Source organism: Phenylobacterium sp. (genome assembly GCF_028290885.1).
Taxonomy (GTDB): Bacteria; Pseudomonadota; Alphaproteobacteria; order Caulobacterales; family Caulobacteraceae; genus Phenylobacterium.
On sequence record NZ_JAQGIZ010000194.1, the window covers coordinates 17,923 to 39,694 of the forward strand.

Genomic DNA, 21,772 nt, shown 5'->3' on the forward strand with positions numbered 1-21,772 from the left:
GACCGTGGCCAAGGGCCCGGAAGCCTTTCGGACCATCTCCGAAGCGGCGGACGAGCTTCACGTGCCACAGCATGTGCTGCGGTTCTGGGAAACCAAGTTCGCCTTCATCCGCCCCATGAAGCGCGCCGGCGGCCGCCGATTCTACCGCCCCTCCGACATCACGGTCCTGCGCGGGGTGAGGCGCCTGCTGCACGACGAGGGCTACACTATCAAGGGCGTCCAGCGCCTGCACCGCGAAGAAGGCCTGCGCCGCCTGGTCAGCGCCGGCGACGGGGAGGGGATCTCGCCCGCTTCGGCTGGAGCGGCAGCGCCGGCCGCCGGCCGAGACGGCCTCCTCGCGGCGCTCGGCGACCTCGAGACCGCCAAGCAGCGGCTCGACGCCCTGCTCAAGCCCTAAAGCTCGTCATGACGATCACATTTTGGGGGATGATCGGCGAATGGTCGGAGCGACAGGATTTGAACCTGCGACCCCTTGACCCCCAGTCAAGTGCGCTACCAGGCTGCGCTACGCTCCGACGCCTCGCGGCGAGCGCGCCTTATAGGCGGGCGATCATCGTCGCCGCAATCCCGAAAACGGCTACCGCCCCCGGTTCATCCACGAGATGAGCGGCAGGATCGGCACGCCCCAGCAGACGCCGGCGAGCGCGTAGAAGGCGAACTGCCAGGGGCCGTGGTCGGGGACGTACTGCGCGGCGCGGATCACCAGGCCGACGTAGAACAGCAGGAAGGCCAGGATGCCGACCAGGCCGATGAGTTTGCGCAGGCGCGGGTTCATCGGGCGTGCTTAGCCGCCGCCGGCCGCTCGTGAAAGCGCAAGCGTGGACGGGCGGGCCGTTCCGAGGTAGGCCGCGACAAAGTTCAGCCTGATTGACGCCCGGTCCCGCCCGCTATGCCCGCCCCCACGCCCGCCCGATGACCTCGTTCCTGCGTTCCGACCGCTCCCGCGCCGTGGCGATCTGGCTGCTCGCCGTGGCCGCGCTGGTGCTGGCCATGGTGCTGGTGGGCGGGGTGACGCGGCTGACGGGGTCGGGGCTGTCGATCACCCAGTGGCGGCCGATCTCCGGCGTCCTGCCGCCGCTGAGTCTCGCCGACTGGCAGGCGGAGTTCGCGCGCTACCGGGCGATCCCGCAGTTCCGCTTCGTCAATCCGACCATGACGCTCGACCAGTTCCGCTTCATCTACTGGTGGGAGTGGTCGCACCGGCTGCTGGGCCGCCTGCTCGGCGTGGTGTTCGCCGTGCCCCTGCTGTGGTTCGCGGTGCGCCGCGAGATCCCGCGCCGGCTGTTCTGGCGGCTGGCCGGCCTCTTCGTGCTGGGCGGGCTGCAAGGCCTGGTCGGCTGGTGGATGGTGGCGAGCGGGCTTTCGGAACGGGTCTACGTCGCCCCCGAGCGGCTGATGATCCACCTGGGCCTGGCCTTCGCCCTGCTGGGCGCGCTGATCTGGACAGCGCTGGACGCCTGGGCCGGCTGGGCGCGCCAGACCCTGCCCAGCCCCTGGGGCGGCCGCGCCCTGGCGCTCCTGGCGCTGATCTACGTCCAGATCCTGCTGGGGGCCCTGGTGGCGGGGAACCATGCGGGCCTCGTCTACAACGACTGGCCGCTGTTCGCCGGCCGCCTCGTCCCGCAGGACTACGCGGGCCGCGGCCTCTGGGCGACGCTGGCGCACAGCCAGGGCGCGGTGCAACTGCACCACCGGCTGGCCGCCTATCTGCTGCTGGTCGCGGCGATCGGCCTGGCCATCGGCGCCTGGCGGTCGAACTACCTGGCGCAGGAGTCCAAGCAGCTGGCGGCCGGCGTCGCCGTGCTGGTCGCCGTGCAGGCCTCGCTGGGGATCGCCACCCTGATGGCCCGCGCGCCGCTGGGCCTCAGCCTCGTCCACCAGCTGACCGCGGCCCTGACGCTGGGCCTCGCGGTGGCCTTCGCCTGGCGGGTGCGGCGGATCTAGATCGCCGCCGATCCGGTCGCTCCGGATCGTGTCCGAAATCGCCGGTTTCTCGTCATTGCGAAGCCCGTCCGGGCAGCTCACAACCGCCATGCACTGGGCGTGCATCTGGGGGTTGAGACATGCGATCGCGGGTTCGGATCTTTTTGGCGGCCATAGCCGTCGCCGTGGCGGGCGGACTTGCCGCGACGGCGGTTTCGCGGGCGCAGGTCGCGGCCCCGGCCGTCGCCTACACCGCCGACGGCAAGCTGGTGGTCCCCAAGGACTACCGCACCTGGATCTACCTCTCGACCGGCATGGACATGGCCTATGTGGAGGGCGCGGAGCCGTCGCAGCACCTGTTCGACTCGGTGTTCGTCGATCCGGCCGCTTACGCCGCCTTCCAGAAGACCGGGACCTGGCCGGACAAGACCATCATGGTGCTGGAGGTGCGCAAAGGGCAGGGCCGGGGTTCGATCAACAAGGTCGGCCAGTTCCAGACCGCCAAGGTGGGCGCCGAGGCCCACGTCAAGGACGTCGCCCGCTTCAAGAGCGGCTGGGCCTTCTTCCCGCTGAACGGCGACGCGCCGGCGTCCGCCCTGCCGCAGAATTCGCCCTGCAACGTCTGCCACGAGCAGCACGCCGCGGTGGACACCACCTTCGTGCAGTTTTACCCGACCCTGCTGCCCAAGGCGCAGGAGATGAAGACACTCAGCGTCGCCTACCTGGCCGAGGAAGCCCAGGCCAAGAACGAGAAGCGGTAATATATTACCGTATCAATTAACTCGTCTATTTTCAATGGGATAGCTATAAGCTGTCCGGCGTGTGTTGACAGCTGTCGGCATTGTCGGCATATGCGCCCGCTCACGCCGGGGCCCCTTTGCTCCGGCCCAAGATCCGGATGAGTTTCCCATGATGAAGACCACGGCTTCGCTGAAGCCCGCCGAGGTCGAGAAGAAGTGGATCGTGATCGACGCCGAGAACGCCGTGGTCGGCCGCCTCGCGACCTTCATCGCCAACCGTCTTCGCGGCAAGCATCGCCCCGACTACACCCCGCACGTGGACTGCGGCGACTTCGTCGTCGTGGTCAACGCCGACAAGGTGAAGTTCACCGGCAAGAAGCTCAGCGACAAGATCTACTACTGGCACACCGGCCACCCGGGCGGCGTCAAGCAGCGCACCGCCGGCCAGATCCTCGACGGCCGCTTCCCGGAGCGCGTGCTCGAGAAGGCCGTCGAGCGCATGCTGCCCAAGGAAAGCCCCCTGGCCCGCAAGCAGCTGACGCACCTGCGCGTCTACAACAGCGCCGAGCACCCGCACGCCGCCCAGAACCCCGAGACCATCGCGTTCGCCGAGCTGAACGCCAAGAACGTGCGGAGCGCGTAAGCATGTCGGAAGCCAACACCCCCGAAGCTCCCACCGGTTTCGACGCCCTGAAGGGCCTGGGCACCCAGGCGGCCGAGGACGTCGTCGTCCACGAGCGCAAGGTCGACGCCCAAGGCCGCTCCTACGCCACCGGCAAGCGCAAGAACGCCATCGCCCGCGTCTGGATCAAGCCCGGCAAGGGCAAGATCACCATCAACGGCCGCGACCAGGAGGTCTATTTCGCGCGTCCCGTGCTGCGGATGATGATCGCCCAGCCGATGGAGCTCGCCGACCGCGCGGGCCAGTTCGACGTGGTCGTCTCCGTGCAGGGCTCGGGCCTCTCCGGCCAGGCCGGTGCGATCCGCCACGGGATCTCCAAGGCGCTCACCTATTACGAGCCCGAGCTCCGCGCCGTGCTGAAGCCGCACGGCCTGCTCACCCGCGACAGCCGCGTGGTGGAGCGCAAGAAGTACGGCAAGGCCAAGGCCCGACGCAGCTTCCAGTTCTCGAAGCGCTAAGACCGAGGCTGCGAAAACTCGCGTTTCGGAAGGGCGTTTCGGGAAACCGAAGCGCCCTTTCTCTTTGTCTGGACCACCCGATCTGGATGCCAAATCCATGACCCACACGATCTTCATCGACGGCGAATCCGGCACCACCGGCCTGCAGATCCGCGACCGGCTGGCTCGCCGCAGCGACCTGGAGGTCATCTCCATCGACCCGGCGCGGCGCAAGGACCCGGCGGCGCGCGCCGAGCTGTTGAACGGCGTCGACGCCGTCGTGCTCTGCCTGCCGGACGATGCGGCGCGCGAGGCGGTGTCGCTCGTGCAGTCCAACAGCGTCCGCATCGTCGACGCCTCGACGGCGCACCGCACGGCGCCCGACTGGGCCTACGGCTTCGCCGAGATGGACCCCGGCCAGCGCGCGGCTATCGCCGGCTCGACGCGGGTCAGCAATCCAGGTTGCTATCCGACCGGCTTCATCGGCCTGGTGCGGCCGCTGGTGGCCGCGGGACTGATCCCGCCGGACTTCCCGCTGACCGTCAACGCCGTTTCCGGCTACTCCGGCGGCGGCAAGGGACTGATCGAGGAGTTCGAGGCGAGCCCTGTGCCGGAGGGGACCAGCGACGCCTTCCGCGTCTATGGCCTGACGCTGGCGCACAAGCACCTGCCGGAGATGCAGCAGCACGCGGGCGTGAAGCACCCGCCGGTGTTCGCGCCCGCGGTCGGCCGCTACGCCCAGGGCATGATCGTCGAAGTCCCGCTGCAGCTCTGGGCGCTGCCCGGCAAGCCGGACCCCAGGGACCTGCACGTCGCCCTGGAGGCCGCCTACGCCGGCGAGGCCTTCGTGGAGGTGGCGAGCGGGATGGAGTGCGCGGAGCTGTCCAAGGCCCGCGCCGGCGCGGCGGGCTATGTGGCCGCGCTCGACCCCGAGGGGCTGAACGGCACCAACCGGATGCGGCTCTTCGTATTCTCGAACCCCGAGCGCACCCAGGCGCGGCTGGTGGCCCTGCTGGACAACCTCGGCAAGGGCGCCTCGGGCGCCGCGGTGCAGAACCTCAACCTGATGCTGGGCCTGGAGGAGGGCGCCGGGTTGTGAACCTGCGCCGGGGCGCGCTGAAATGGCTTGTAACCATCGGCCGCGGCGCCACGTAATCCGGACATGGACACCTTGACCCTTTCCGCTCTTTCCCGTCGCGGCTTCCTGATGGCCTCAGCCGTCGCCGCGGCGGCCCCGGGCCTCGCACTGGCCGCGGCCGATCCCTACGCCGCCTCGCCGTTCCGCAAGCTCACCGACGCCGACTGGAAGAAGCGGCTGCCGGAAGCCTCCTACGGGGTGCTGCGCCATGAAGACACCGAGCGGCCGGGGACCAGCCCGCTGCTCAACGAGCACCGCAAGGGCACCTTCGTCTGCCTGGGCTGCGGGCTGCCAATCTTCAAGTCCGACTGGAAGTTCGAGAGCGGCACCGGCTGGCCCAGCTTCTACACCGCGATCCCGGGCGCGCTCGCCAAGAAGAGCGACTTCGCCATCGGCGTGCCGCGCACGGAATACCACTGCGCCCAGTGCCTGGGGCACCATGGCCACGTCTTCAACGACGGGCCGAAGCCCACCGGCCTGCGCTACTGCAACAACGGCGTCGCGCTGAAGTTCGTCCCGGCTTAGAGGCGCTTGCCCGGCTTCGAGGCTGGCGTCGGGGCGGGCGGCGAAGGCGTGGCCGCATCCTTCTGGTGCACGCTGCCCGAGCCGGTGACATTGCTTTCCAGCCTGGCGGGACGGGTCAGCAGGGTCACGTCGCCGGAGCCTGAGATGTTGAGGTTCGCCGAGCCGGTGGGGGCCAGCGTCGCCTCGCCGGCGCCGGTTATGTCGACATCGGCGTTTTCCAGCTTCAGGCCCGAGAGGTCGGTGTCGGCAGAGCCGGCGATGGTCAGCTCCAGCGACTTGGCCTCGCCCTTGGCGCTGACGTCGGCGTTGCCGGAGACGTCGAGATTGAGCTTGTCCTGCTTGTAGTCCTCGATGGCCAGCTTGCTCGATCCGTGCAGGTCGAAGCGGGTGACCGCAGGCGCGGTCATGGCGATGGTCAGGTCAGCCCAGTGGTGGCGATCTCCGGAGAACCGCAGCTGGCCGCCGTCGATCTCCAGGGCGTCCACAGCGTCCTTCGGCCCGGTGATGGTGAGTTTCCCGGGGCCCGGAGCCTGGGTGTAGGTGACCTCCGCCGGCACGTCGATCTCCAGGCTGTCGCCGCCGGTCCAGGCCATCTCGCGGGTGGTCTGCGGGCCCTCGTCGCGCCCGCCCCGGTGGTTCCAGCGATGGTGGTGGTCGCTCCAGCTCCAGGTGTTGTCGCCGCTCCAGTGGCCCCAGGCGGCGTGGGCCAGCAGGTCCGGCCCGCCGATGGCGACGGCCGTCGAAAGGGTGACCACGGAGACCAGGAAGCCGGTCACGGCGATCATCACGAGCACGCGGATCATTGCACGCCTCCAGCGGCTTGCGGTTCAAGGGCGGGCTTCAGCAGCCGGTAGTGCAGGCGGCCGTACCAGACGAGCGCGTTGACCAGGCCGATGGTGCAGATCGCGAGCACCGCTCCGACCGCGGTGGCGCCGGCCATCAAGCCGATGCCGGCCAGAACTGCGGCGGCCGGGCCGCCGGGCAGGCCGGTGAAAGGTCCGGCGGCGAACACCACGCCGCCGGCGAAGAAGACGGCGATCACCGCGACGGCGACGCCGAACATCGCGCCTCCGACCCCCATCAGGATCGGCAGCAGGAACAGGATGTCGATGGCGCCGAGCCCCAGGACCGCGAACACCGCGCCCGCGCCGGCTGAGGCGCTGCGCTCTTCTTCCCAGCGCTTAAGGCCCTTTTCGGCGCGCAGCTCGCGGGCCAGCCGACCGGGGTCGCCGAGGGCCGTGGCCACGTCGGCCTCGCTGCGGCCGGCGGCCTCGCCCTCGTTGAAGTGGTTCTCGTAGTCCGCGACGATGTCGGCCACGGCGGATGGGGGCAGGCCGCGCAGGCCCTCCCGCAACCGGGCCATGAACGCCTGACGGGTCATTTCACCTCTCCCAGAATGCCCTGCACCGCGCCGGAGAACGAGCTCCAGGCAGCCCTTTGCGAGCTGAAGCTCGCCTTCCCGGCCTCGGTGAGGCGGTAATATTTGCGCGACGGACCGGACGGCGACTCGACCAGATAGGTCTCGACGAGTCCGTCGTTCTGCAGCCGGCGCATCAGCGGATAGATGGTGCCCTCGCCCATGCCGATCGACTCGGAGAGCTGGCTGGCGATCTCATAGGCGTAGCTGTCGTGCTGCGAGAGGAGGGCGAGCACGCAAAGCTCGAGCGCCCCCTTCTTCAGCTGGATCTCAATGGCTTCGGGCACGTCGGCGCCTCCTTGCGAAGCCAAGACCTATCGCAAGGTACTGGGCGGTGCAAGGTAGCGTGCATTAAACGTTAGTAACCTGCCTCCCACGCGAAGCGAGGAGGTAAGGCTAGCTTCTCACCTTCACATATTCCCCCGGGGCGTCGCCCAATGGCTTCAGCTTGCCCTTCGCCGGATCGCGCGCCGGTACCTGCTTGCCGGACCTGGCCTTCAGCCATTCGATCCAGTGCGGCCACCAGGAACCGCCCGTCTCCTTGGCCCCGGCCTGCCATTCCTCCAGCGAGGCGGGCAGCTGATCGTTCGTCCAGTGCTGGTACTTGTTGGCGGCCGGCGCATTGATCACGCCGGCGATGTGGCCCGAGCCGGCGAGTGTGAAGGTCACCGGCCCGCCGAACAGCCTGGCGCCCTTGTAGACCGAGCGGGCGGGCGCGATGTGGTCCTCCTTCGAGGACTGCACGTAGATCGGCGTCTTCACCGTCCCAAGGTCGAGCTTCACGTCGTCGAGGACCAGCTCACCCTTGGCCAGGGCGTTCTCGCCGTAGAACTTGCGCAGGTAGTACAGGTGCAGCGTCTTCGGCATCCGCGTCTGGTCCGAGTTCCAGAACAACAGGTCGAAGGGCTTTGGCTCCTTGCCCAGCAGGTAGTTGCTCACGAAGAACGACCAGACCAGGTCGTTGGCCCTGAGCGCATTGAAGGTGTCGGCCATCACCTGGCCGGAGAGCACGCCGCCGCCCGCGTCCATTTTCTTCTCGAGGTCGGCCAGCCAGTCCTCGTTGGTGAACAGCAGCAGGTCGCCGGCTTCCGAGAAGTCCTGCTGGGCGGCGAAGAAGGTGGCCGAGGCGATCCGCTTGTCGTCGGTGGCCGCCATGTGGGCCAGGGTCGAAGAGAGCAGGGTGCCGCCGATGCAGTAGCCGACGGTGTTCACCCGATCCACGCCGCATTGCTCCATGGCGGCCTGCGTCCCGGCGTAGATGCCTTCGCGCATGTAGTCTTCGAAGGTGCGATGGGCGAGCTCGGGGGTCGGGTTGACCCAGGAGGCCACGAAGACGGTGATCCCCTGGGCGGCCAGCCAGCGGATCATCGAGTTCTCGGGCCGCAGGTCGAGGATGTAGAACTTGTTGATCCACGGCGGGAAGATCACCAGCGGGATTTCGCAGACCGTCTCCGTCGCCGGAGAAAACTGCAAGAGCTCGATGATTTCGTTGCGGAACACGACCTTGCCGGGCGCGGTCGCCACGTTCTCGCCGATCTTGAACATCTCGTAGTCGGTCTGGGCGATGGAGAGCTGGCCGCCGCCGCGGTCGAGGTCGGCGGCGAAGTTCTCCATGCCGCGCACCAGGCTCTCGCCGCCGGTGGCCATCACCTCGCGCAGCGCCGCGGGGTTGGAGGCCAGGAAGTTGGACGGCGAGAAGGCGTCGGTGAGCATCTTCATGAAGAACTCGACCCGCCGCTTGCTCATCGGGTCGGCGCCCTCGACCTCGGCCACCAGGCCGTTCATCCAGTTGGCGGTGAGCAGGTAGGACTGCTTGATCACGTCGAAGACCGGGTTCTCGGCCCAGTCGGGATCGGCGAATCGCTTGTCGCCACGGGCCGGCGCTGCGACCGCGTCGGGCGCTTCCCCGCCCATGCGCCGCGCCGTCGCCTGCCACAGGTCGAGGTATTGCGAGAACAGGTTGGCCTGGGCGCGCATCAGCCGGTCGGGCTGGGCGGCGAGGCGGCCCATCACCTCGGTCAGCGCCGGCGCCACGTGGAACGGGTCGGGGGATAGCGCCGCCGGCCGGTCGGCCTGGCGCAGCGCCATCTCGGCGATCGCGCCCTGGGCGGTGAGCGCGGCGCGGGCGAGGTTCATCGAGAGCTTCTCGACCTGCGCCCGCTGCTCGGCCGTCATGGCCGCGACGTCGACCCGGGGCGGGGCAGGGGCCGCCTGGTCCTGCGTGGCGGCCGCGGCCGGCTGCTCTTCCGGCAAGGGCGGCATCGCCTTCGCCTTGGACTTGGCTTTCGCCTTGCGCTTTCCCTTGCCCTCGCCCTTGCCTTGGGCGGACTTGGCGGCCCGCTTCTCGGCTTTGGGAACCTTCGCGGCCTTTGCCGGCGAGGTTTGCTCGCTCATCGGTCGTTCCTCCGGCGGCGAAAGCGCGTGCGCCCTTTCGCCGATCTCGATCATCGCATAAGACCGGACCGGAAAATGGATGTCCGGTCGAGCCTTTTCGTGAACGTCCGTCGGAGCGGCGTGGCTGCGCAGTTTCTGGCGAGCGTCGGCGCCTGCGCCATGCTGTCGGCCTGCGTCGGCAATCCGTTTAAGGACGCCAAGGTCGATCCGCGCTCGCCGATCGCCGCCGAGGTGGCCAGGACTGTGCGGTCCGACGCGCCCTATCCGACCTTCGCCGGCATCCCGCCGGTTCCGAAGGATGTGCGTCCGCACAAGCAGTACGGCCAGGCCGCGGCCCAGATCGAGCAGACCAGGGCCGACGTCGTACGCGCCACCGGCGACGACAGCTGGACGCTGAACAACAGCGAGACCTTCGCCGACCAGGCGCGGTCCGCCGCGGGCCCCGAACTGGCGCCCGCCCAGCAGTCGGACACCGAGGCCTTCGCCAAGGATCTGCGCAAGCGAGCTACCCCGCCTCCGCCGCCCCCGAGATAGGGGCCTGCGGAGGCAGAAAATTCATCGAACCATGGCTTGGCTGGCTCCGGCCCGGAGTCTATCCATGCCCGACTTCACCTCCGAAGAAAGCCGCACCCGGGCAGCTCGCGGCGCAAGACCTTCGACATGACCCCCGACTTCCACAGCATCCGACGCCTCCCGCCCTACGTCCTCGAGGAGGTCAACCGCATCAAGGCGCGCCTGCGCGCCCAGGGTACGGACATCATCGACTTCGGCATGGGCAATCCCGACATGCCGACGCCCAAGCACATCGTCGACAAGCTGATCGAGACGGCGCGCGATCCCAAGGCCGGGCGCTATTCGGCGTCGAAGGGGATCGTCGGCCTCAGGCGGGCGATGGCCGGCTATTACGCCCGCCGGTTCGGCGTGAAGCTGAACCATGAGAGCGAGGTGATCGCTACGCTTGGCTCCAAGGAGGGGTTCGCCAACCTGGCCCAGGCCCTGACCGCGCCGGGCGACGTGATCGTCTGCCCGAACCCGGCCTATCCGATCCACGCCTACGGCTTCATCATGGCCGGCGGGGTGATCCGACACGTGCCGGCCCTGTCGCCGGAGGACTACCTGGCCGGCGTCAGCCGGGCCGTGAAGCACTCCGCGCCGCCGCCGACCGTGCTGATCCTGTCCTATCCGTCGAACCCGACCGCCCAGTGCGTCGACCTCGACTTCTACAAGGACGCCATCGCTCTGGCGAAAAAGCACGAGATGCTGGTGATCTCCGACATCGCCTATTCGGAGATCTATTTCGACGACAACCCGCCGCCCAGCGTGCTCCAGATCGAGGGCGCCAAGGAGATCGCCGTCGAGGTCAACTCGCTGTCCAAGACCTACGCGATGGCCGGCTGGCGGGTGGGCATGGTGGTCGGCAACGAGCGCATCTGCGCGGCGCTCGCCCGGGTGAAATCCTACCTCGACTATGGCGCCTACACCCCGATCCAGGTGGCGGCGGCCGCGGCGTTGAACGGCCCGCAGGACTGCGTCGAGGAGATCCGCGGCATCTACAAGTCGCGTCGCGACGTGCTGGTGGAATCGATGAAGCGGGCCGGCTGGGACATCCCCTCGCCCTCGGCCTCGATGTTCGCCTGGGCGCCGGTGCCCGAGAAGTTCCGGGAAGTCGGCAGCCTGCTGTTCTCGAAGCTACTGATCGAGGAGGCCGGCGTCGCTGTGGCGCCCGGGGTTGGCTTCGGCGAGTACGGCGAGGGCTTCGTCCGCGTCGGCCTGGTCGAGAACGAGCACCGCATCCGCCAGGCGGCCCGCAACGTGAAGAAGTTCCTCGGCCAGGCCGACGAGATCCTGGCTCGCGCCCACAACACCCTGGCCGCCCAATGACTACACCACGCACCTGGCGCGTCGGCGTCGCGGGTCTCGGCACCGTGGGCGCGGGGTTGCTCAAATTCCTGGCCGAGCGGCCGGACTTCGCCCCGGCCGGCGGACGTGCCGTCGTGACCGGCGTGTCGGCGCGCTCGCGGTCGCGCCCGAGGCCGTTCGACATCGCGGGCCTGCCGTGGTTTGACGATCCGGTGGCGCTGGCGGCCTCGCCGGACACGGACGTGTTCGTGGAGCTGATCGGCGGCTCTGACGGCCCGGCCAAGGCCGCGGTGGAGGCGGCGCTCGGCGCCGGCAAGCCCGTGGTCACCGCCAACAAGGCGCTGATCGCCGAGCATGGGGCGGAACTCGCCGCGCTCGCCGAGGCCAAGGGCGCGCCGCTGTTGTTCGAGGCCGCGGTGATGGGCGGCACGCCGGCGGTGAAGATGCTGCGCGAGGCCATGGTCGGCGACGAGGTCAAGTCGGTGGCCGGCATCCTCAACGGCACCTGCAACTACATCCTGACCGAGATGGAGGCCACCGGCCGGCCGTTCGCCGAGGTGCTGGCCGAGGCCCAGCGGCTGGGCTACGCGGAGGCCGACCCGACCATGGACGTCGGCGGGTTCGACGCCGCCCACAAGATCTCCATCCTGGCGGCGCTGGCCTTCGGCTGCGCCCCCAACTACGCCGCCGCCGAGATCGAGGGCATCGAGGGCGTCGACCTGCTGGACATCCAGCTCGCCCGCGACCTCGGCTACCGGATCAAGCTGGTGGCCTCCGCCGATCGCTCGCCGGACGGCGTGCTGGTCCGCGTGCATCCTTCGCTGGCCCCGCTGGCGCATCCGCTGGCCCAGGCGGGCGGGGCGCTGAACGCGCTGTTCATCGAGGGTGCGCGGATCGGGCGGATCTTCATCCAGGGTCCCGGCGCGGGCTCGGGCCCCACCGCCGCCGCGGTCGCCGCCGATATCGCCGACGTGATGACCGGCGCCACCCGCCCGGTCTTCCAGGCGCCGGCCGGACAGCTCAAGCCGTTCACGCCGGTCGATCCGTCGAAGAGCGTCGGGCGCGCCTACCTGCGCCTCTCCGTGAAGGACGAGCCCGGGGTGATCGCCGCGGTCTCCGAGACCCTGGCCGAGGCCGGCGTCTCCATCGAGAGCTTCCTGCAGAAGCCCATCGAGAACGCCCCGGACATCCTCAAGGGAGGCGTGCCCATCGTGCTCACCACCCACGCGGTGGCCGAATCCGTGCTGAAGGCCGCCATCGAGCGGATCGCCGGCCTGCCGGCTGTGCTCGACCGGCCGCGCCTGCTACGCATCGCCCGCATCTAACCTTTCCACGAGAAGAACGGCCGGAGACGCTGAAGAGATGAGTTCCCAGATCCTGGACCGCAGCCTGGTGCTGGAAGCCGTCCGCGTCACCGAGATCGCCGCCATCGCCGCCTGGAAGCTTGTCGGACGCGGCGACGAGAAGGCCGCCGACCAGGCCGCCGTCGACGCCATGCGCACCGCCCTCAACGACCTCGACATCGACGGCGAGATCGTCATCGGCGAGGGCGAGCGCGACGAGGCGCCGATGCTCTACATCGGCGAAAAGGTCGGCAAGGGCGGCAAGCGCAAGATCGACATCGCGCTGGACCCGCTGGAAGGCACGACGCTCACCGCCAAGGCCATGGCCAACGCGCTGGCGGTGATGGCCTGGGCGCCGAAGGGGACCATGCTCAACGCGCCGGACACCTACATGGACAAGATCGCCTGCGGGCCGGGCTATCCCGCCGGCGTCATCGACCTCGACAAGTCCCCGGCCGACAACGTCAAGGCCCTGGCCAAGGCCAAGGGCGTCGAACCCTCCGAGATCACCGTCTGCGTGCTCGACCGCCCCCGCCACGCCGAGATCATCGCCGGCCTCCGCGCCGTGGGCGCGCGGGTCTATCTGATCACCGACGGCGACGTGGCGGGCGTGATGAACACCGCCGATCCTGCGACCGGGGTCGACCTCTACCTGGGCTCCGGCGGGGCGCCGGAAGGCGTGCTGGCCTGCGCCGCCCTCAAATGCGTCGGCGGCCAGTTCCAGGGCCGCCTGGTGTTCCGCAACGCCGACGAGCGGGCCCGCGCCGCCCGCGTCGGCATCACCGACCTCGACAAGAAGTACGACCTGCACGAGATGGTCCGCGCCGACGCCATCTTCGCCGCCACCGGCGTCACCAACGGCGCCCTGCTCGACGGCGTGAAGCTGGAAGGCGGCTTCGTCCACACCCACACCCTGGTGCTGAACTCGGCCACGCGCACGGCGCGCGAAGTGCGGATGAAGCGGCCGGTGTAGGAGGAGGGGCCAGGCGCGGGGTCTCTCGGCTCATAGCTGACGTTCGCAAGGTCTGCTTCTGAGAGTCAGCCAAGGACACGCCAAGCCAACGCCCTCCGTCTCACAGGGTGACTGGCTCGCCCGCCTCGAGCTGGCGTAGAGCCGCAAGCCGGGCGTGAACCGCCTGGACGACGACCGAGCCCTCGCCCACGGCCGAGGCGACCCGTTTCACCGAACCCGCGCGGACGTCTCCCACGGCCGCATGCCGACGGCCAAGGCCCGCGCCTTCGCGGCCTTCGTCGAGCGGGAACTCTCGCAGCCGTCAGCGGGCTAGGGCGCGCACTCATAAATTTCGGGAGGTCCGCTTCGCACCGAAAGCGACCGAGATCTTGCGGTGACGCAGTATGTCGCGATGGGTCACAAGCAGCCCATGTTGGCGATCTCGACAGTCCCAGAGTGCACGCACTAGATCTGCGGGTCTGCTTTCGGTCCTGGGCCGCTTTGCCCCACGCGTGGCTCTATCCCAGCCAGCAGCCGCTGAATATTGGCGCGATGGCGCACGATCACGTAGACGCCGCCTGCAATCACCAGCAGCCGATAGGGCGCCGGTTGCTCCAGGGCGCAGACGAGGACGATCGCGGTCAAAGCCGCGAGCATCGAGCCAAGGGAAACGATCCGAAAAACAGCCACCACGACGCCAAAAGCCGTCGCGGCGCCCAAACCGACGGGCCAAGACATCGCCAGCAACACGCCGAGCCCCGTCGCAGCGGATTTGCCGCCTGCAAAATTCAACCAAACCGAACGGCTGTGCCCCAACAACACGGCAAGTCCGGCCAGGCAAACAGCCCAAGGCGCCCAGGTTTGCAGATCAGGCGCTGTGGGTGGCGTGACGGACGGCAATGTATAGAGCCAAGGATAAAACCAGCGGGCAAAGACGATCGCTCCCACACCTTTCAGCACATCTACCAGGACCACCACCAACGCAGGCCATTTCCCCAGGGTTCGCAATACGTTGGTCGCCCCAATGGATTTGGAGCCGTGCTCTCGGATATCAATGCCCTTGAGCAGTTTCCCCGCCAGATAGCCTGTGGGCGTAGAACCGAAGAGATAAGCGATCCCCAATCCAACGACGCTCGCGATCCAGAAAACCATGGGATTCACCTCGACGCTCTAATTTCAGGCGATCATCATTTGGTCGTCTAGGCGCATGGGCCAACATCCCGCCAAAAAGCAATCGCAACGACCCAATCTGCTTCGGCTCTTATCTCTACCGTGCCCACAACAGGTTCGAGCGTTTCTTCAATTGGATCAAGCAATGTCGTCCGGTGGCGACGCGTTACGATAAGCTTGCCGCCAATTACCTTGCCTGCGTCCAGCTTGCGTCAATCAGGTTATGGTTGCGCGTTAACGAGTCCGGGCGCTAGGCCGAGGCGCCGGCGCGGGCGACCTCGGCGGCGCTGATGCCTTCCAGCGCCAATCCATATCCCGCGCCTTCGTCGACCACGCGGCGTAGACCTCGAGGACTCCGTTCGCCTTCCGGCGAAGGGCGGCGTTCGGAAAGGCGCCGCTGTAAGTCTCGAACTTCGTCATTTGCGGTCTCCTGCGGTTCCCCGGCTGGGCCGTTGCACGAGATAGCTCCACTTGAGCCCGCCAGGATGAGGGCGGGCGGCGATATGATCTATCCTATTGGGGAATGATCACGCGCGACATTGCGGACCCGCGCGACTGTACGCCGTTCGCTCGCGAGCCGATGTCCGCTCCGGGGGTGAAACCAACTCATCTAAAATTTGACAGACCGGCCCTCATGTGTTCTTGCTTTGTTCATGTCTGACGCAGCGGCGAGGATGGAGCGGCAGGACCGCATCCTGGCGGAGCTTTCCGAGCTTGGCCTGACGCTGGCGCGTGGGCTGCACGCCAAGGCGCTGGCGGCCGAGACGGCGGAGGAGGCGCAGGCGCTGGGTCTGGCGTTCCACCGCATCTCGCGGTCCGTGCGCCAGACCATCGCGCTCGAGGCCAAGCTTGACCGCGAGCGGCGCCGGCAGGATCACGACGACCGGCGCGACGCCGAGCAGCGCGACGAGGCCAAGGCCCGGCAGCGCAAGGCCCAGGTCCGCGGCGCTGTGGAGCGCGCCATCTGGGCCGAAGCCGAGGGCGACGAGGCCGAGCTGCTGATCTGCGAACTCGACGACCGGCTGGGCGACGACGCGCTGGCCGAGGGCTTCCTCGACGCCCCCATCGAAACGCTCATCGCCCGCATCCAAGGCGAGTTGGGCTTGGCGGCGTCCGGACTCCGTCCGGCGACGGCCGCGCCAATGGATGGGGCGCAAGGGCTCGCCGCGTCTGCCGGCTCCGGGCTCGACGCGCGCGGCCAGCCGCCCGAGGGCGACCGGGCGGCGGAGGGACCTGTCCCCCCCGCCGCCTTCAACTCCGCCTAACCCCTCCGCTTGCGTCCGTTTCTGACGCAGCCCGCCGCTACCCTAAGTCACGCCTGCCCGCTGGCGACTCGCCGGGCTGGGGCCGATAGTGCGTGCCTGAACGGCGGGAGGAGCGGGAATTGGCGGACGGCAGCCCACAGGTCGGCTACCTCAGCGTCACGCGCTCGCTCTCCGGGCGGCTGTGGCGCGAGCGGGCGGCCGATCCGGAGCTGGTGCGCCGCCATCAGCTCAGCCACGGCCTCTCCGAACCGCTGGCCCGGGCGCTGGCGGCGCGGGGCGTGCTGGCCGAGCAGGGCGAGACCTACCTCAACCCGACCCTGAAGGCGCTGTTCCCCGACCCGTCGTCGTTCACCGACATGGACCGGGCGGCCGAGGTCCTGGTGGACGCGCTGGAGCGCCGGCGGCCGCTGGTGGTGTTCGCCGACTACGACGTGGACGGCGCCTCGTCGGCCGCCCAGCTGGTCCGCTGGTTCCGCGCGCTCGGCTACGAGCTGCCGATCTACGTTCCCGACCGCATCCTGGAGGGCTACGGCCCGTCACCCGCCGCCTTCCGCCGGCTGAAAGCCGACGGCGCCGAGCTGGTGATCACCGTCGACTGCGGGGCCGCGGCGCACGATGCGCTGGCCTGCGCCGCGGAGATCGGCCTCGAGGTCGTGGTGATCGACCACCACCTGATGCGCGGCGAAGAGATCCCCCACGTCGCGGCCCTGGTGAACCCCAATCGGCCCGACTGCGTCTCGGGGCAGGGCCATCTGGCGGCGGCCGGCGTGACCTTCGTCCTGCTGGCCGCCCTGAACCGCGAGGCGCGCAAGCGGGGCCTGTTCGGCGACCGGCCCGAGCCCGACCTGCGCCAATGGCTCGACCTCGCCGCCATGGGGGCGATCTGCGACGTGACGGAGCTGCGCGGCTTCAACCGGGCGCTGGCGGCGCAGGGGCTGAAGGTGATGTCGGCCTGGCGCAATCCGGGGCTGAAGGCCCTGCTGGAGGTCGCCAACAGCCAGGGCCCGGCCTCGGTGTTCCACGTGGGCTTCATCCTCGGCCCGCGGATCAACGCCGGCGGACGCATCGGCCGCGCCGACCTGGGCGCACGCCTGCTCTCCACCGACGATCCGGAGGAGGCTAGGGGCCTCGCCGCGGAGCTCGACGCGCTGAACGCCTCGCGCAAGGAAGTCGAGCGCGAGGTGACCGAGGCGGCGATCGCCCACATCGAGACCGAAAGCAACCAGGGCGAGGCGCCCATGCTGCTGGTGGCGGCCGACGGCTGGCATCCGGGGGTGATCGGCATCGTCGCCGGGCGGCTGCGCGAAAAGTACCGCAAGCCGGTGGTGGTGGTCGGCGTCGACCGCGCGGCCAACGTCGGCAAGGGCTCCGGCCGTTCCCAGCCCGGGGTGAACCTCGGGCGCGCCGTGCAGGCGGCCTACGACGAGGGCCTGCTGCTGGCCGGCGGCGGCCACGCCATGGCCGCGGGGCTGTCGGTGCGGCCCGACACCATCCCCGAGCTGCGCGCCTTCCTCTGCGAGCGACTGGCGGCCGAAACGGAGATCGCGGCTGCCGAAGACGGGCTGGAGATCGACGCCCTGGTCACCGCCCGCGGCTGCGACCGGGCGCTCTGGCAGGACTTCCAGCGCATGGCCCCGTTCGGGCCGGGCAATGTCGAGCCGATGTTCGCCGCGGCCGACGTACGCGTGGAGCGGCCGATGGCGCTCAGGGGCGGCCACGTGCGCTGCACGCTCACCGACGGCTCCGGCGGCAGGCTGAAGGCCGTGGCCTGGCGGGTGGAGGGCTCCGAGGCCGGCCGCCGGCTGCTGACCGAGGGCGGCGCCATCCACGTGGCCGGCCGTCTGAAGCCGGACGATTGGCAGGGCCGCCAAGGCGTGGAATTCGAGATCGAGGACGTCGCCGATCCCCGCCGGGCCTGAGCGGGGCCGGATGCGGGCCCGGCAGTCTTGCACCCCCCCGGGAAGGCGGATATAGAGCCGCCCTTCGCGCCACGCGGTCCCTTCGTCTATCGGTTAGGACGCCAGGTTTTCAACCTGGAGAGAGGGGTTCGACTCCCCTAGGGACTGCCACGCGAATCCCCCTTTTTTGTCGGATCGCCGGCGCGCCTTTGCCTTGGCGTGCATTTTACGCGTTGACCAAGTCGCGTTACCAGAACACTGTTATGATTGGCTCAGTCCGAAGTCGGGATCGGGAGAGTAACGGGCCGAGGGGCAGATGGCTGGTTACGAGTTTGAACAAGTGGATTCGGTGGCGGAAGCCGTACGGATCAGCGGTCGCGTCAAGTGGTTCGACGCCGGCAAGGGCTATGGCTTCATCGTGCCGGACGACCCGAGCCAGACGGACCTGAAGGACGTCCTCCTGCATGTGACGAGCTTGCGCAGTTGCGGGCGGGAGCATGCGCTGGAGGGCGCGGTCATCACCTGCGACGTGGTCCGCCGGCCGAAGGGCTGGCAGGTGGCCGAAGTCGTCGAGATCGACGAGAGCGCAGCTCCGCCGCCGGCCGAGCGCCGTCCGCGCGACGGCGGCTCCCGCGAGTCCTTCCTGCGCGCGGACTTCGCCAGCCGTCCGCCGCCGCGCCGCCCGGCGGCCGCCACCGGCCCGCTGGAGCGCGCGAAGGTGAAATGGTTCAACCGCACCAAGGGCTACGGCTTCGTGGTGCGCGACCTGGAGCCCGGCGACATCTTCGTCCACATCGAGACCCTGCGCCGCTCGGGCATGGAAGACCTGCAGCCCGGCGACGAGGTCCTGGTGCGCTTCGCCGAGGGCCCCAAGGGCCTGGTGGTCGCCGAGATCGAAGTTCCCGATCCGGACTAGTGTCCCGATTCCGAAGTTCGCAAGCGCTTGCGGCCGGCTTTGGCGAACTTCGGAATCGATGAGGAAACAAGCACGTCTATCTTACTAGTGTGCTTCTTGGATTTGAAGTACGCTCGGCGCGTGGCCCGTGAGAGTGGCGAACTTCAAATCCAGCACACTAGGCCCGGCGGCCTTGCCTGCCCGCGCCGACTGCCCCAAATAGGGCTCTCCTGACGTCCGGGGTTTGGTTTGCCGTCTCCGCATCGCCCGCCGCCCCGGCCCGCCGACACGACCTTCCGGATGATGCGCGTCCTTGCGCTTCTGCTGGCCATGGCCGGGGCCTCGGCCGCGGCGGCCGTTCCGATCCAGGGTTATGAGGTCAAGGCGGTCTATCCGCACGACGACCAGGCCTACACCGAGGGCCTCTTCTACCTGCACGGCCTGCTGTTCGAGAGCACCGGCATCGAGGGGCGCTCGACCATCCGCAAGGTGCGCCTGAAGGACGGCGCCGTGCTGCAGTCGCGGTCCATCGCCCCGAACCTGTTCGGAGAGGGCATCGTCAACTGGGGCGACGAGATCATCAGCCTGACCTGGCGCAATGAGGTCGGCTTCCGCTGGAACCTGAAGACGCTGGCCCGCAAGGCGACGTTCCACTATCGCGGCGAGGGCTGGGCGCTCACCCAGAACGGCAAGAACCTGATCATGAGCGACGGCTCGCCGACGCTGCGCGTCCTCGACCCGGTGACGCTGCGCGAAGTCCGCCGGATCGCCGTGACGGCCGACGGCCAGCCGGTGTTCAACCTGAACGAGCTGGAGTGGGTGAAGGGCGAGATCCTCGCCAACATCTGGCAGACCAACCAGATCGCCCGCATCGATCCGCAGACGGGCGCCGTGAAGGCCTGGATCGACCTCACCGGCCTGCCGGAGACCCTGCGCTCACGTGACGCCGACGCCGTCCTGAACGGGATCGCCTACGACTGCGAGCACGACCGCCTGTTCGTGACCGGCAAGAACTGGCCGCACCTCTACGAAATCCGCCTGACGCCGCCGAAGGGCGCAACCAGATGAACCGGGGAACCGGGCGCGAGGACGAGCCCAGCCCCGCGCCGCCGGAGGGCTATGTGCTTTCCGAGGGGCGGGGCGGGTTCTCCACCGCCAACGGGCCCTATTTCTATCGGGAGGGCGACGGGCGGACGGCCGAGCAGGCCTTCTTCGCCCTGAAGCGCCACGCCAACGGCCTGGGCCTGGTGCATGGCGGCATGCTGTCGGCCTTCATGGACGGTGTGCTGGCCGGCGCCGTCTGGCGCGGGACGGGCAAGACCGCCGTGACCATCCATCTCTCCATCGACTTCCTGCATATGGCCCGGGTCGGCGAATGGGTGATGGGCGAGGCCCGGCTCACGCGGGCCACCCGCGAAGTCGCCTTCGCCGACGGCCGCGCCTACGTCGGCGGCCACGACGTGGTTCGCTGTTCGGGCGTCTTCAAGCTGATGAGCCGAGGGGGGTAGAGCGTTTCCCGGCCGACTTGGAACAAGTCGGCCGATCAGGAAGAGCGACCAAGCAAAGATTCTAAGGTTACGGCTTCCGTTGCCGAAAGCCGAAAACGCTTATATCGCAAGGCCGCCGGCGCCCTCGGGGCGTAGCGCAGCCTGGTAGCGCATCTGCTTTGGGAGCAGAGGGTCGCAGGTTCAAATCCTGCCGCCCCGACCACGCGCCGGCTGAGATCTGAGGTATCGAATGCTCGCGCGCATCTTTCGTCCGTCCAAGACCGCCATGCAGTCCGGCAAGGGCAAGACCAAGGAGTGGGTCCTGGAGTTCGAGCCGAAGGACGCGCGCAGACCGGATCCGCTGATGGGATGGACGCAGACCGGTGACACGGAATCGAGCCAGGTGCGGCTGGGCTTCGAGACCAAGGCGGAGGCGGTCCGCTATGCCGACCAACACGGCATCGCCTTCCAGCTGATCGACCCCAAGCCCGCGAAACAGATCATCAAGGCCTATGCGGACAACTTCGCCTTCGGCCGTAAGGTCCCCTGGACGCACTAGAGCCCCTGACGGGCGCCCGTAGCTCAACTGGATAGAGCACCTGCCTTCTAAGCTGGTGGTTGCAGGTTCGAGCCCTGCCGGGCGCGCCAGGTCAGATCAGTCCAGCGGGACTTCGGGCAGCGGCCGACGGGCCTCGTCCAGCTGCACCACCCAGCGGGCCCGGTCCGGCATCTCCGCCAGGATCCAGCGCGTCAGCCGCTCGTAGTGGGCGACGAAGCGGGCGACCTCGGCGTCCGACATGCCCTGGCCGATTCGCGCGCGGAGCTTGTGCTCCTGCTCGGTGCGCCAGGCCAGCACGGCCTCGAAGCTCGGCGCCTTGAGCATGATCAGCTCCTGGTAGCGCGCGAACAGCTCCTGGTAGGGGCGGTCGAGCTGGTCGTTGACGTAGGTGCGCCAGACGGCCTGCGGGTCCTCGTCCCGCTCCAGGTCGTTGACCGGCTGGCGCAGCGCAGCCGCGCCCTGGGCCACCGCGCCGACGCACCAGCCCTCCAACAGCACAATGTCGACGGGCGTGGCGACGGTCTCCCAGCCGCCACGCGGGCGGCGGTTGTCGGTGGCCTTGTCGAAGGAGGGCAGGGCGACCCGGCCCTTGATGCGGAGCTGGTCCAGCACCGCCCCGGCCAGGCGGATATCGTGGGTGCCGGGCGGACCGCGGGTCGCGAGCAGCGGGTGGACATCCTTGGCCAGCTGCTCGCGCGCCGCTTTGGGCAGGTAGAAGTCGTCCAGCGACAGGGCGACGGTGGAGAGGCCCCGCTTCTCCAGCAGCCGCTTGGTCACCGCCACGATGGTCGACTTGCCGGAACCCTGGGCGCCGCAGATGCCGAGCGTCAGCGTCCGCCGGCGGACCTGGCGCAGGCGCGCGGCGCGGGCCGCCAGCGGCTCGCAGACCAACTCCACGGTCTCCCGGAAGCTTTCCGGCAGCGCCTCGGCCTTCATGAAGTCGTCGAGCCAGTCAGCCTTCACGTCGCCCCTCGTGGGGGCGCCGTCGTCAGCCCCCGCTGTAGCCGCCCAGAATCGGCAGGATTTCCCCAGTGATAAAGCTGGAGGTCTGCGGAGAGGCCAGGAAAACGTAGGCCGGGGCGATTTC

At 68.9% G+C, this 21,772-nt stretch carries 25 protein-coding genes, 4 tRNA genes and 1 pseudogene; 22 read left to right on the forward strand and 8 right to left on the reverse strand.

Annotated features, from left to right (window positions below):
* Positions 1–4 precede the first annotated feature (4 nt).
* Entirely contained in the window at positions 5–397 is a 393-nt protein-coding gene (locus JWP28_RS13320; protein ID WP_299543598.1) for a MerR family transcriptional regulator, read from the forward strand.
* Between the two features lie 41 nt (positions 398–438).
* Here JWP28_RS13320 and JWP28_RS13325 read toward each other — a convergent pair.
* Positions 439–515 (reverse strand) — tRNA-Pro (locus JWP28_RS13325).
* 62 nt (positions 516–577) lie between these two features.
* Complete coding sequence (locus tag JWP28_RS13330; RefSeq protein WP_299543600.1) at positions 578–775, reverse strand: DUF2842 domain-containing protein; 198 nt, start codon at positions 773–775, stop codon at positions 578–580.
* 137 nt (positions 776–912) lie between these two features.
* Here JWP28_RS13330 and JWP28_RS13335 point away from each other — a divergent pair, with 137 nt between their 5' ends.
* The 6 genes from JWP28_RS13335 (at position 913) to msrB (ending at position 5,445) form a co-directional block, all read left to right on the forward strand.
* The gene (locus JWP28_RS13335; protein ID WP_299543602.1) at positions 913–1,944 is read left to right on the forward strand and encodes a COX15/CtaA family protein; all 1,032 of its coding nucleotides are present in this window, start codon (positions 913–915) and stop codon (positions 1,942–1,944) included.
* A 119-nt stretch (positions 1,945–2,063) separates the two neighbouring features.
* Complete coding sequence (locus JWP28_RS13340) at positions 2,064–2,684, forward strand: cytochrome P460 family protein (protein ID WP_299543603.1); 621 nt, start codon at positions 2,064–2,066, stop codon at positions 2,682–2,684.
* Positions 2,685–2,832: 148 nt separating this feature from the next.
* On the forward strand, positions 2,833–3,306 hold the full coding sequence (rplM, locus tag JWP28_RS13345; RefSeq protein ID WP_299543605.1) for a 50S ribosomal protein L13: 474 nt from the start codon (positions 2,833–2,835) through the stop codon (positions 3,304–3,306).
* A gap of 2 nt (positions 3,307–3,308) precedes the next feature.
* Positions 3,309–3,803, forward strand: coding sequence for a 30S ribosomal protein S9 (rpsI, locus tag JWP28_RS13350; protein ID WP_299543607.1), 495 nt, complete (start codon positions 3,309–3,311; stop codon positions 3,801–3,803).
* A 97-nt stretch (positions 3,804–3,900) separates the two neighbouring features.
* Entirely contained in the window at positions 3,901–4,881 is a 981-nt protein-coding gene (gene argC / locus JWP28_RS13355) for an N-acetyl-gamma-glutamyl-phosphate reductase (protein WP_299543609.1), read from the forward strand.
* A gap of 108 nt (positions 4,882–4,989) precedes the next feature.
* The gene (gene msrB / locus JWP28_RS13360; RefSeq protein ID WP_299543610.1) at positions 4,990–5,445 is read left to right on the forward strand and encodes a peptide-methionine (R)-S-oxide reductase MsrB; all 456 of its coding nucleotides are present in this window, start codon (positions 4,990–4,992) and stop codon (positions 5,443–5,445) included.
* Here the strand turns inward: msrB and JWP28_RS13365 are convergent.
* The 4 genes from JWP28_RS13365 to phaC form a co-directional block, all read right to left on the reverse strand.
* The gene (locus tag JWP28_RS13365) at positions 5,442–6,248 is read right to left on the reverse strand and encodes a DUF2807 domain-containing protein (protein ID WP_299543612.1); all 807 of its coding nucleotides are present in this window, start codon (positions 6,246–6,248) and stop codon (positions 5,442–5,444) included. The two genes, msrB and JWP28_RS13365, sit on opposite strands and share 4 nt — an antisense overlap.
* Positions 6,245–6,826: a DUF1700 domain-containing protein gene (locus tag JWP28_RS13370; protein WP_299543614.1), complete on the reverse strand. Its 582-nt coding sequence runs from the start codon at positions 6,824–6,826 to the stop codon at positions 6,245–6,247. Before JWP28_RS13370 ends, JWP28_RS13365 begins: the two co-directional genes overlap by 4 nt.
* On the reverse strand, positions 6,823–7,149 hold the full coding sequence (locus JWP28_RS13375) for a PadR family transcriptional regulator (RefSeq protein WP_299543616.1): 327 nt from the start codon (positions 7,147–7,149) through the stop codon (positions 6,823–6,825). Before JWP28_RS13375 ends, JWP28_RS13370 begins: the two co-directional genes overlap by 4 nt.
* Positions 7,150–7,258: 109 nt before the next feature.
* The gene (gene phaC / locus JWP28_RS13380) at positions 7,259–9,256 is read right to left on the reverse strand and encodes a class I poly(R)-hydroxyalkanoic acid synthase (RefSeq protein WP_299543617.1); all 1,998 of its coding nucleotides are present in this window, start codon (positions 9,254–9,256) and stop codon (positions 7,259–7,261) included.
* A gap of 120 nt (positions 9,257–9,376) precedes the next feature.
* Between phaC and JWP28_RS13385 the strand changes: the two genes are divergently transcribed.
* The 5 genes from JWP28_RS13385 to JWP28_RS13405 all read left to right on the forward strand — a co-directional run bounded on the left by JWP28_RS13385 (position 9,377) and on the right by JWP28_RS13405 (position 13,745).
* Positions 9,377–9,790 (forward strand): hypothetical protein, encoded by a 414-nt coding sequence (locus tag JWP28_RS13385; RefSeq protein WP_299543619.1) that lies wholly within the window; start codon positions 9,377–9,379, stop codon positions 9,788–9,790.
* A 126-nt stretch (positions 9,791–9,916) separates the two neighbouring features.
* Entirely contained in the window at positions 9,917–11,137 is a 1,221-nt protein-coding gene (locus tag JWP28_RS13390; protein ID WP_299543621.1) for an LL-diaminopimelate aminotransferase, read from the forward strand.
* Entirely contained in the window at positions 11,134–12,441 is a 1,308-nt protein-coding gene (locus JWP28_RS13395) for a homoserine dehydrogenase (protein WP_299543623.1), read from the forward strand. Before JWP28_RS13390 ends, JWP28_RS13395 begins: the two co-directional genes overlap by 4 nt.
* A 37-nt stretch (positions 12,442–12,478) precedes the next feature.
* The gene (gene glpX / locus JWP28_RS13400) at positions 12,479–13,432 is read left to right on the forward strand and encodes a class II fructose-bisphosphatase (RefSeq protein ID WP_299543625.1); all 954 of its coding nucleotides are present in this window, start codon (positions 12,479–12,481) and stop codon (positions 13,430–13,432) included.
* A 154-nt stretch (positions 13,433–13,586) separates the two neighbouring features.
* Positions 13,587–13,745: a hypothetical protein gene (locus tag JWP28_RS13405; protein WP_299543626.1), complete on the forward strand. Its 159-nt coding sequence runs from the start codon at positions 13,587–13,589 to the stop codon at positions 13,743–13,745.
* 131 nt (positions 13,746–13,876) lie between these two features.
* Here JWP28_RS13405 and plsY read toward each other — a convergent pair whose 3' ends face one another.
* The gene (gene plsY / locus JWP28_RS13410; RefSeq protein WP_299543628.1) at positions 13,877–14,563 is read right to left on the reverse strand and encodes a glycerol-3-phosphate 1-O-acyltransferase PlsY; all 687 of its coding nucleotides are present in this window, start codon (positions 14,561–14,563) and stop codon (positions 13,877–13,879) included.
* 50 nt (positions 14,564–14,613) lie between these two features.
* On the opposite strand from plsY, the pseudogene JWP28_RS13415 reads away from it, so the two are divergent.
* From JWP28_RS13415 to JWP28_RS13460, 10 genes and pseudogenes are all read left to right on the forward strand, one after another.
* Positions 14,614–14,835, forward strand: a pseudogene (locus tag JWP28_RS13415) (transposase); the annotation flags it as partial.
* A gap of 399 nt (positions 14,836–15,234) precedes the next feature.
* Positions 15,235–15,846 (forward strand): hypothetical protein, encoded by a 612-nt coding sequence (locus tag JWP28_RS13420; protein ID WP_299543630.1) that lies wholly within the window; start codon positions 15,235–15,237, stop codon positions 15,844–15,846.
* Positions 15,847–15,965: 119 nt separating this feature from the next.
* Positions 15,966–17,765 carry a single-stranded-DNA-specific exonuclease RecJ gene (recJ, locus tag JWP28_RS13425; protein WP_299543632.1) on the forward strand — a complete coding sequence of 600 codons (1,800 nt, stop codon included), beginning with the start codon at positions 15,966–15,968 and terminating at the stop codon, positions 17,763–17,765.
* A gap of 75 nt (positions 17,766–17,840) precedes the next feature.
* Positions 17,841–17,915, forward strand: a tRNA-Glu gene (locus tag JWP28_RS13430).
* 145 nt (positions 17,916–18,060) lie between these two features.
* On the forward strand, positions 18,061–18,660 hold the full coding sequence (locus JWP28_RS13435; protein WP_299543634.1) for a cold-shock protein: 600 nt from the start codon (positions 18,061–18,063) through the stop codon (positions 18,658–18,660).
* Between the two features lie 279 nt (positions 18,661–18,939).
* The gene (locus tag JWP28_RS13440; RefSeq protein WP_299543636.1) at positions 18,940–19,707 is read left to right on the forward strand and encodes a glutaminyl-peptide cyclotransferase; all 768 of its coding nucleotides are present in this window, start codon (positions 18,940–18,942) and stop codon (positions 19,705–19,707) included.
* On the forward strand, positions 19,704–20,147 hold the full coding sequence (locus JWP28_RS13445; protein WP_299543638.1) for a PaaI family thioesterase: 444 nt from the start codon (positions 19,704–19,706) through the stop codon (positions 20,145–20,147). Before JWP28_RS13440 ends, JWP28_RS13445 begins: the two co-directional genes overlap by 4 nt.
* Positions 20,148–20,272: 125 nt before the next feature.
* Positions 20,273–20,349 (forward strand) — tRNA-Pro (locus JWP28_RS13450).
* 27 nt (positions 20,350–20,376) lie between these two features.
* The gene (locus JWP28_RS13455) at positions 20,377–20,685 is read left to right on the forward strand and encodes an ETC complex I subunit (protein ID WP_299543640.1); all 309 of its coding nucleotides are present in this window, start codon (positions 20,377–20,379) and stop codon (positions 20,683–20,685) included.
* A gap of 12 nt (positions 20,686–20,697) precedes the next feature.
* Positions 20,698–20,774: transfer RNA gene (locus JWP28_RS13460), tRNA-Arg, on the forward strand.
* Positions 20,775–20,781: 7 nt separating this feature from the next.
* On the opposite strand, the gene JWP28_RS13465 is transcribed toward JWP28_RS13460, so the two are convergent.
* Complete coding sequence (locus tag JWP28_RS13465) at positions 20,782–21,648, reverse strand: kinase (protein WP_299543642.1); 867 nt, start codon at positions 21,646–21,648, stop codon at positions 20,782–20,784.
* Between the last annotated feature and the right edge of the window lie 124 nt (positions 21,649–21,772).

Coding starts and splice junctions, on each gene's coding strand:
- JWP28_RS13330 (WP_299543600.1), bottom strand. CDS start 775: ATGAACCCGCGCCTGCGCAAACTCATCGGCCTGGTCGGCATCCTGGCC.
- JWP28_RS13335 (WP_299543602.1), top strand. CDS start 913: ATGACCTCGTTCCTGCGTTCCGACCGCTCCCGCGCCGTGGCGATCTGG.
- JWP28_RS13340 (WP_299543603.1), top strand. CDS start 2,064: ATGCGATCGCGGGTTCGGATCTTTTTGGCGGCCATAGCCGTCGCCGTG.
- rplM (WP_299543605.1), top strand. CDS start 2,833: ATGATGAAGACCACGGCTTCGCTGAAGCCCGCCGAGGTCGAGAAGAAG.
- rpsI (WP_299543607.1), top strand. CDS start 3,309: ATGTCGGAAGCCAACACCCCCGAAGCTCCCACCGGTTTCGACGCCCTG.
- argC (WP_299543609.1), top strand. CDS start 3,901: ATGACCCACACGATCTTCATCGACGGCGAATCCGGCACCACCGGCCTG.
- msrB (WP_299543610.1), top strand. CDS start 4,990: ATGGCCTCAGCCGTCGCCGCGGCGGCCCCGGGCCTCGCACTGGCCGCG.
- JWP28_RS13365 (WP_299543612.1), bottom strand. CDS start 6,248: ATGATCCGCGTGCTCGTGATGATCGCCGTGACCGGCTTCCTGGTCTCC.
- JWP28_RS13370 (WP_299543614.1), bottom strand. CDS start 6,826: ATGACCCGTCAGGCGTTCATGGCCCGGTTGCGGGAGGGCCTGCGCGGC.
- phaC (WP_299543617.1), bottom strand. CDS start 9,256: ATGAGCGAGCAAACCTCGCCGGCAAAGGCCGCGAAGGTTCCCAAAGCC.
- JWP28_RS13390 (WP_299543621.1), top strand. CDS start 9,917: ATGACCCCCGACTTCCACAGCATCCGACGCCTCCCGCCCTACGTCCTC.
- JWP28_RS13395 (WP_299543623.1), top strand. CDS start 11,134: ATGACTACACCACGCACCTGGCGCGTCGGCGTCGCGGGTCTCGGCACC.
- glpX (WP_299543625.1), top strand. CDS start 12,479: ATGAGTTCCCAGATCCTGGACCGCAGCCTGGTGCTGGAAGCCGTCCGC.
- plsY (WP_299543628.1), bottom strand. CDS start 14,563: ATGGTTTTCTGGATCGCGAGCGTCGTTGGATTGGGGATCGCTTATCTC.
- JWP28_RS13420 (WP_299543630.1), top strand. CDS start 15,235: ATGTCTGACGCAGCGGCGAGGATGGAGCGGCAGGACCGCATCCTGGCG.
- JWP28_RS13435 (WP_299543634.1), top strand. CDS start 18,061: ATGGCTGGTTACGAGTTTGAACAAGTGGATTCGGTGGCGGAAGCCGTA.
- JWP28_RS13440 (WP_299543636.1), top strand. CDS start 18,940: ATGATGCGCGTCCTTGCGCTTCTGCTGGCCATGGCCGGGGCCTCGGCC.
- JWP28_RS13445 (WP_299543638.1), top strand. CDS start 19,704: ATGAACCGGGGAACCGGGCGCGAGGACGAGCCCAGCCCCGCGCCGCCG.
- JWP28_RS13455 (WP_299543640.1), top strand. CDS start 20,377: ATGCTCGCGCGCATCTTTCGTCCGTCCAAGACCGCCATGCAGTCCGGC.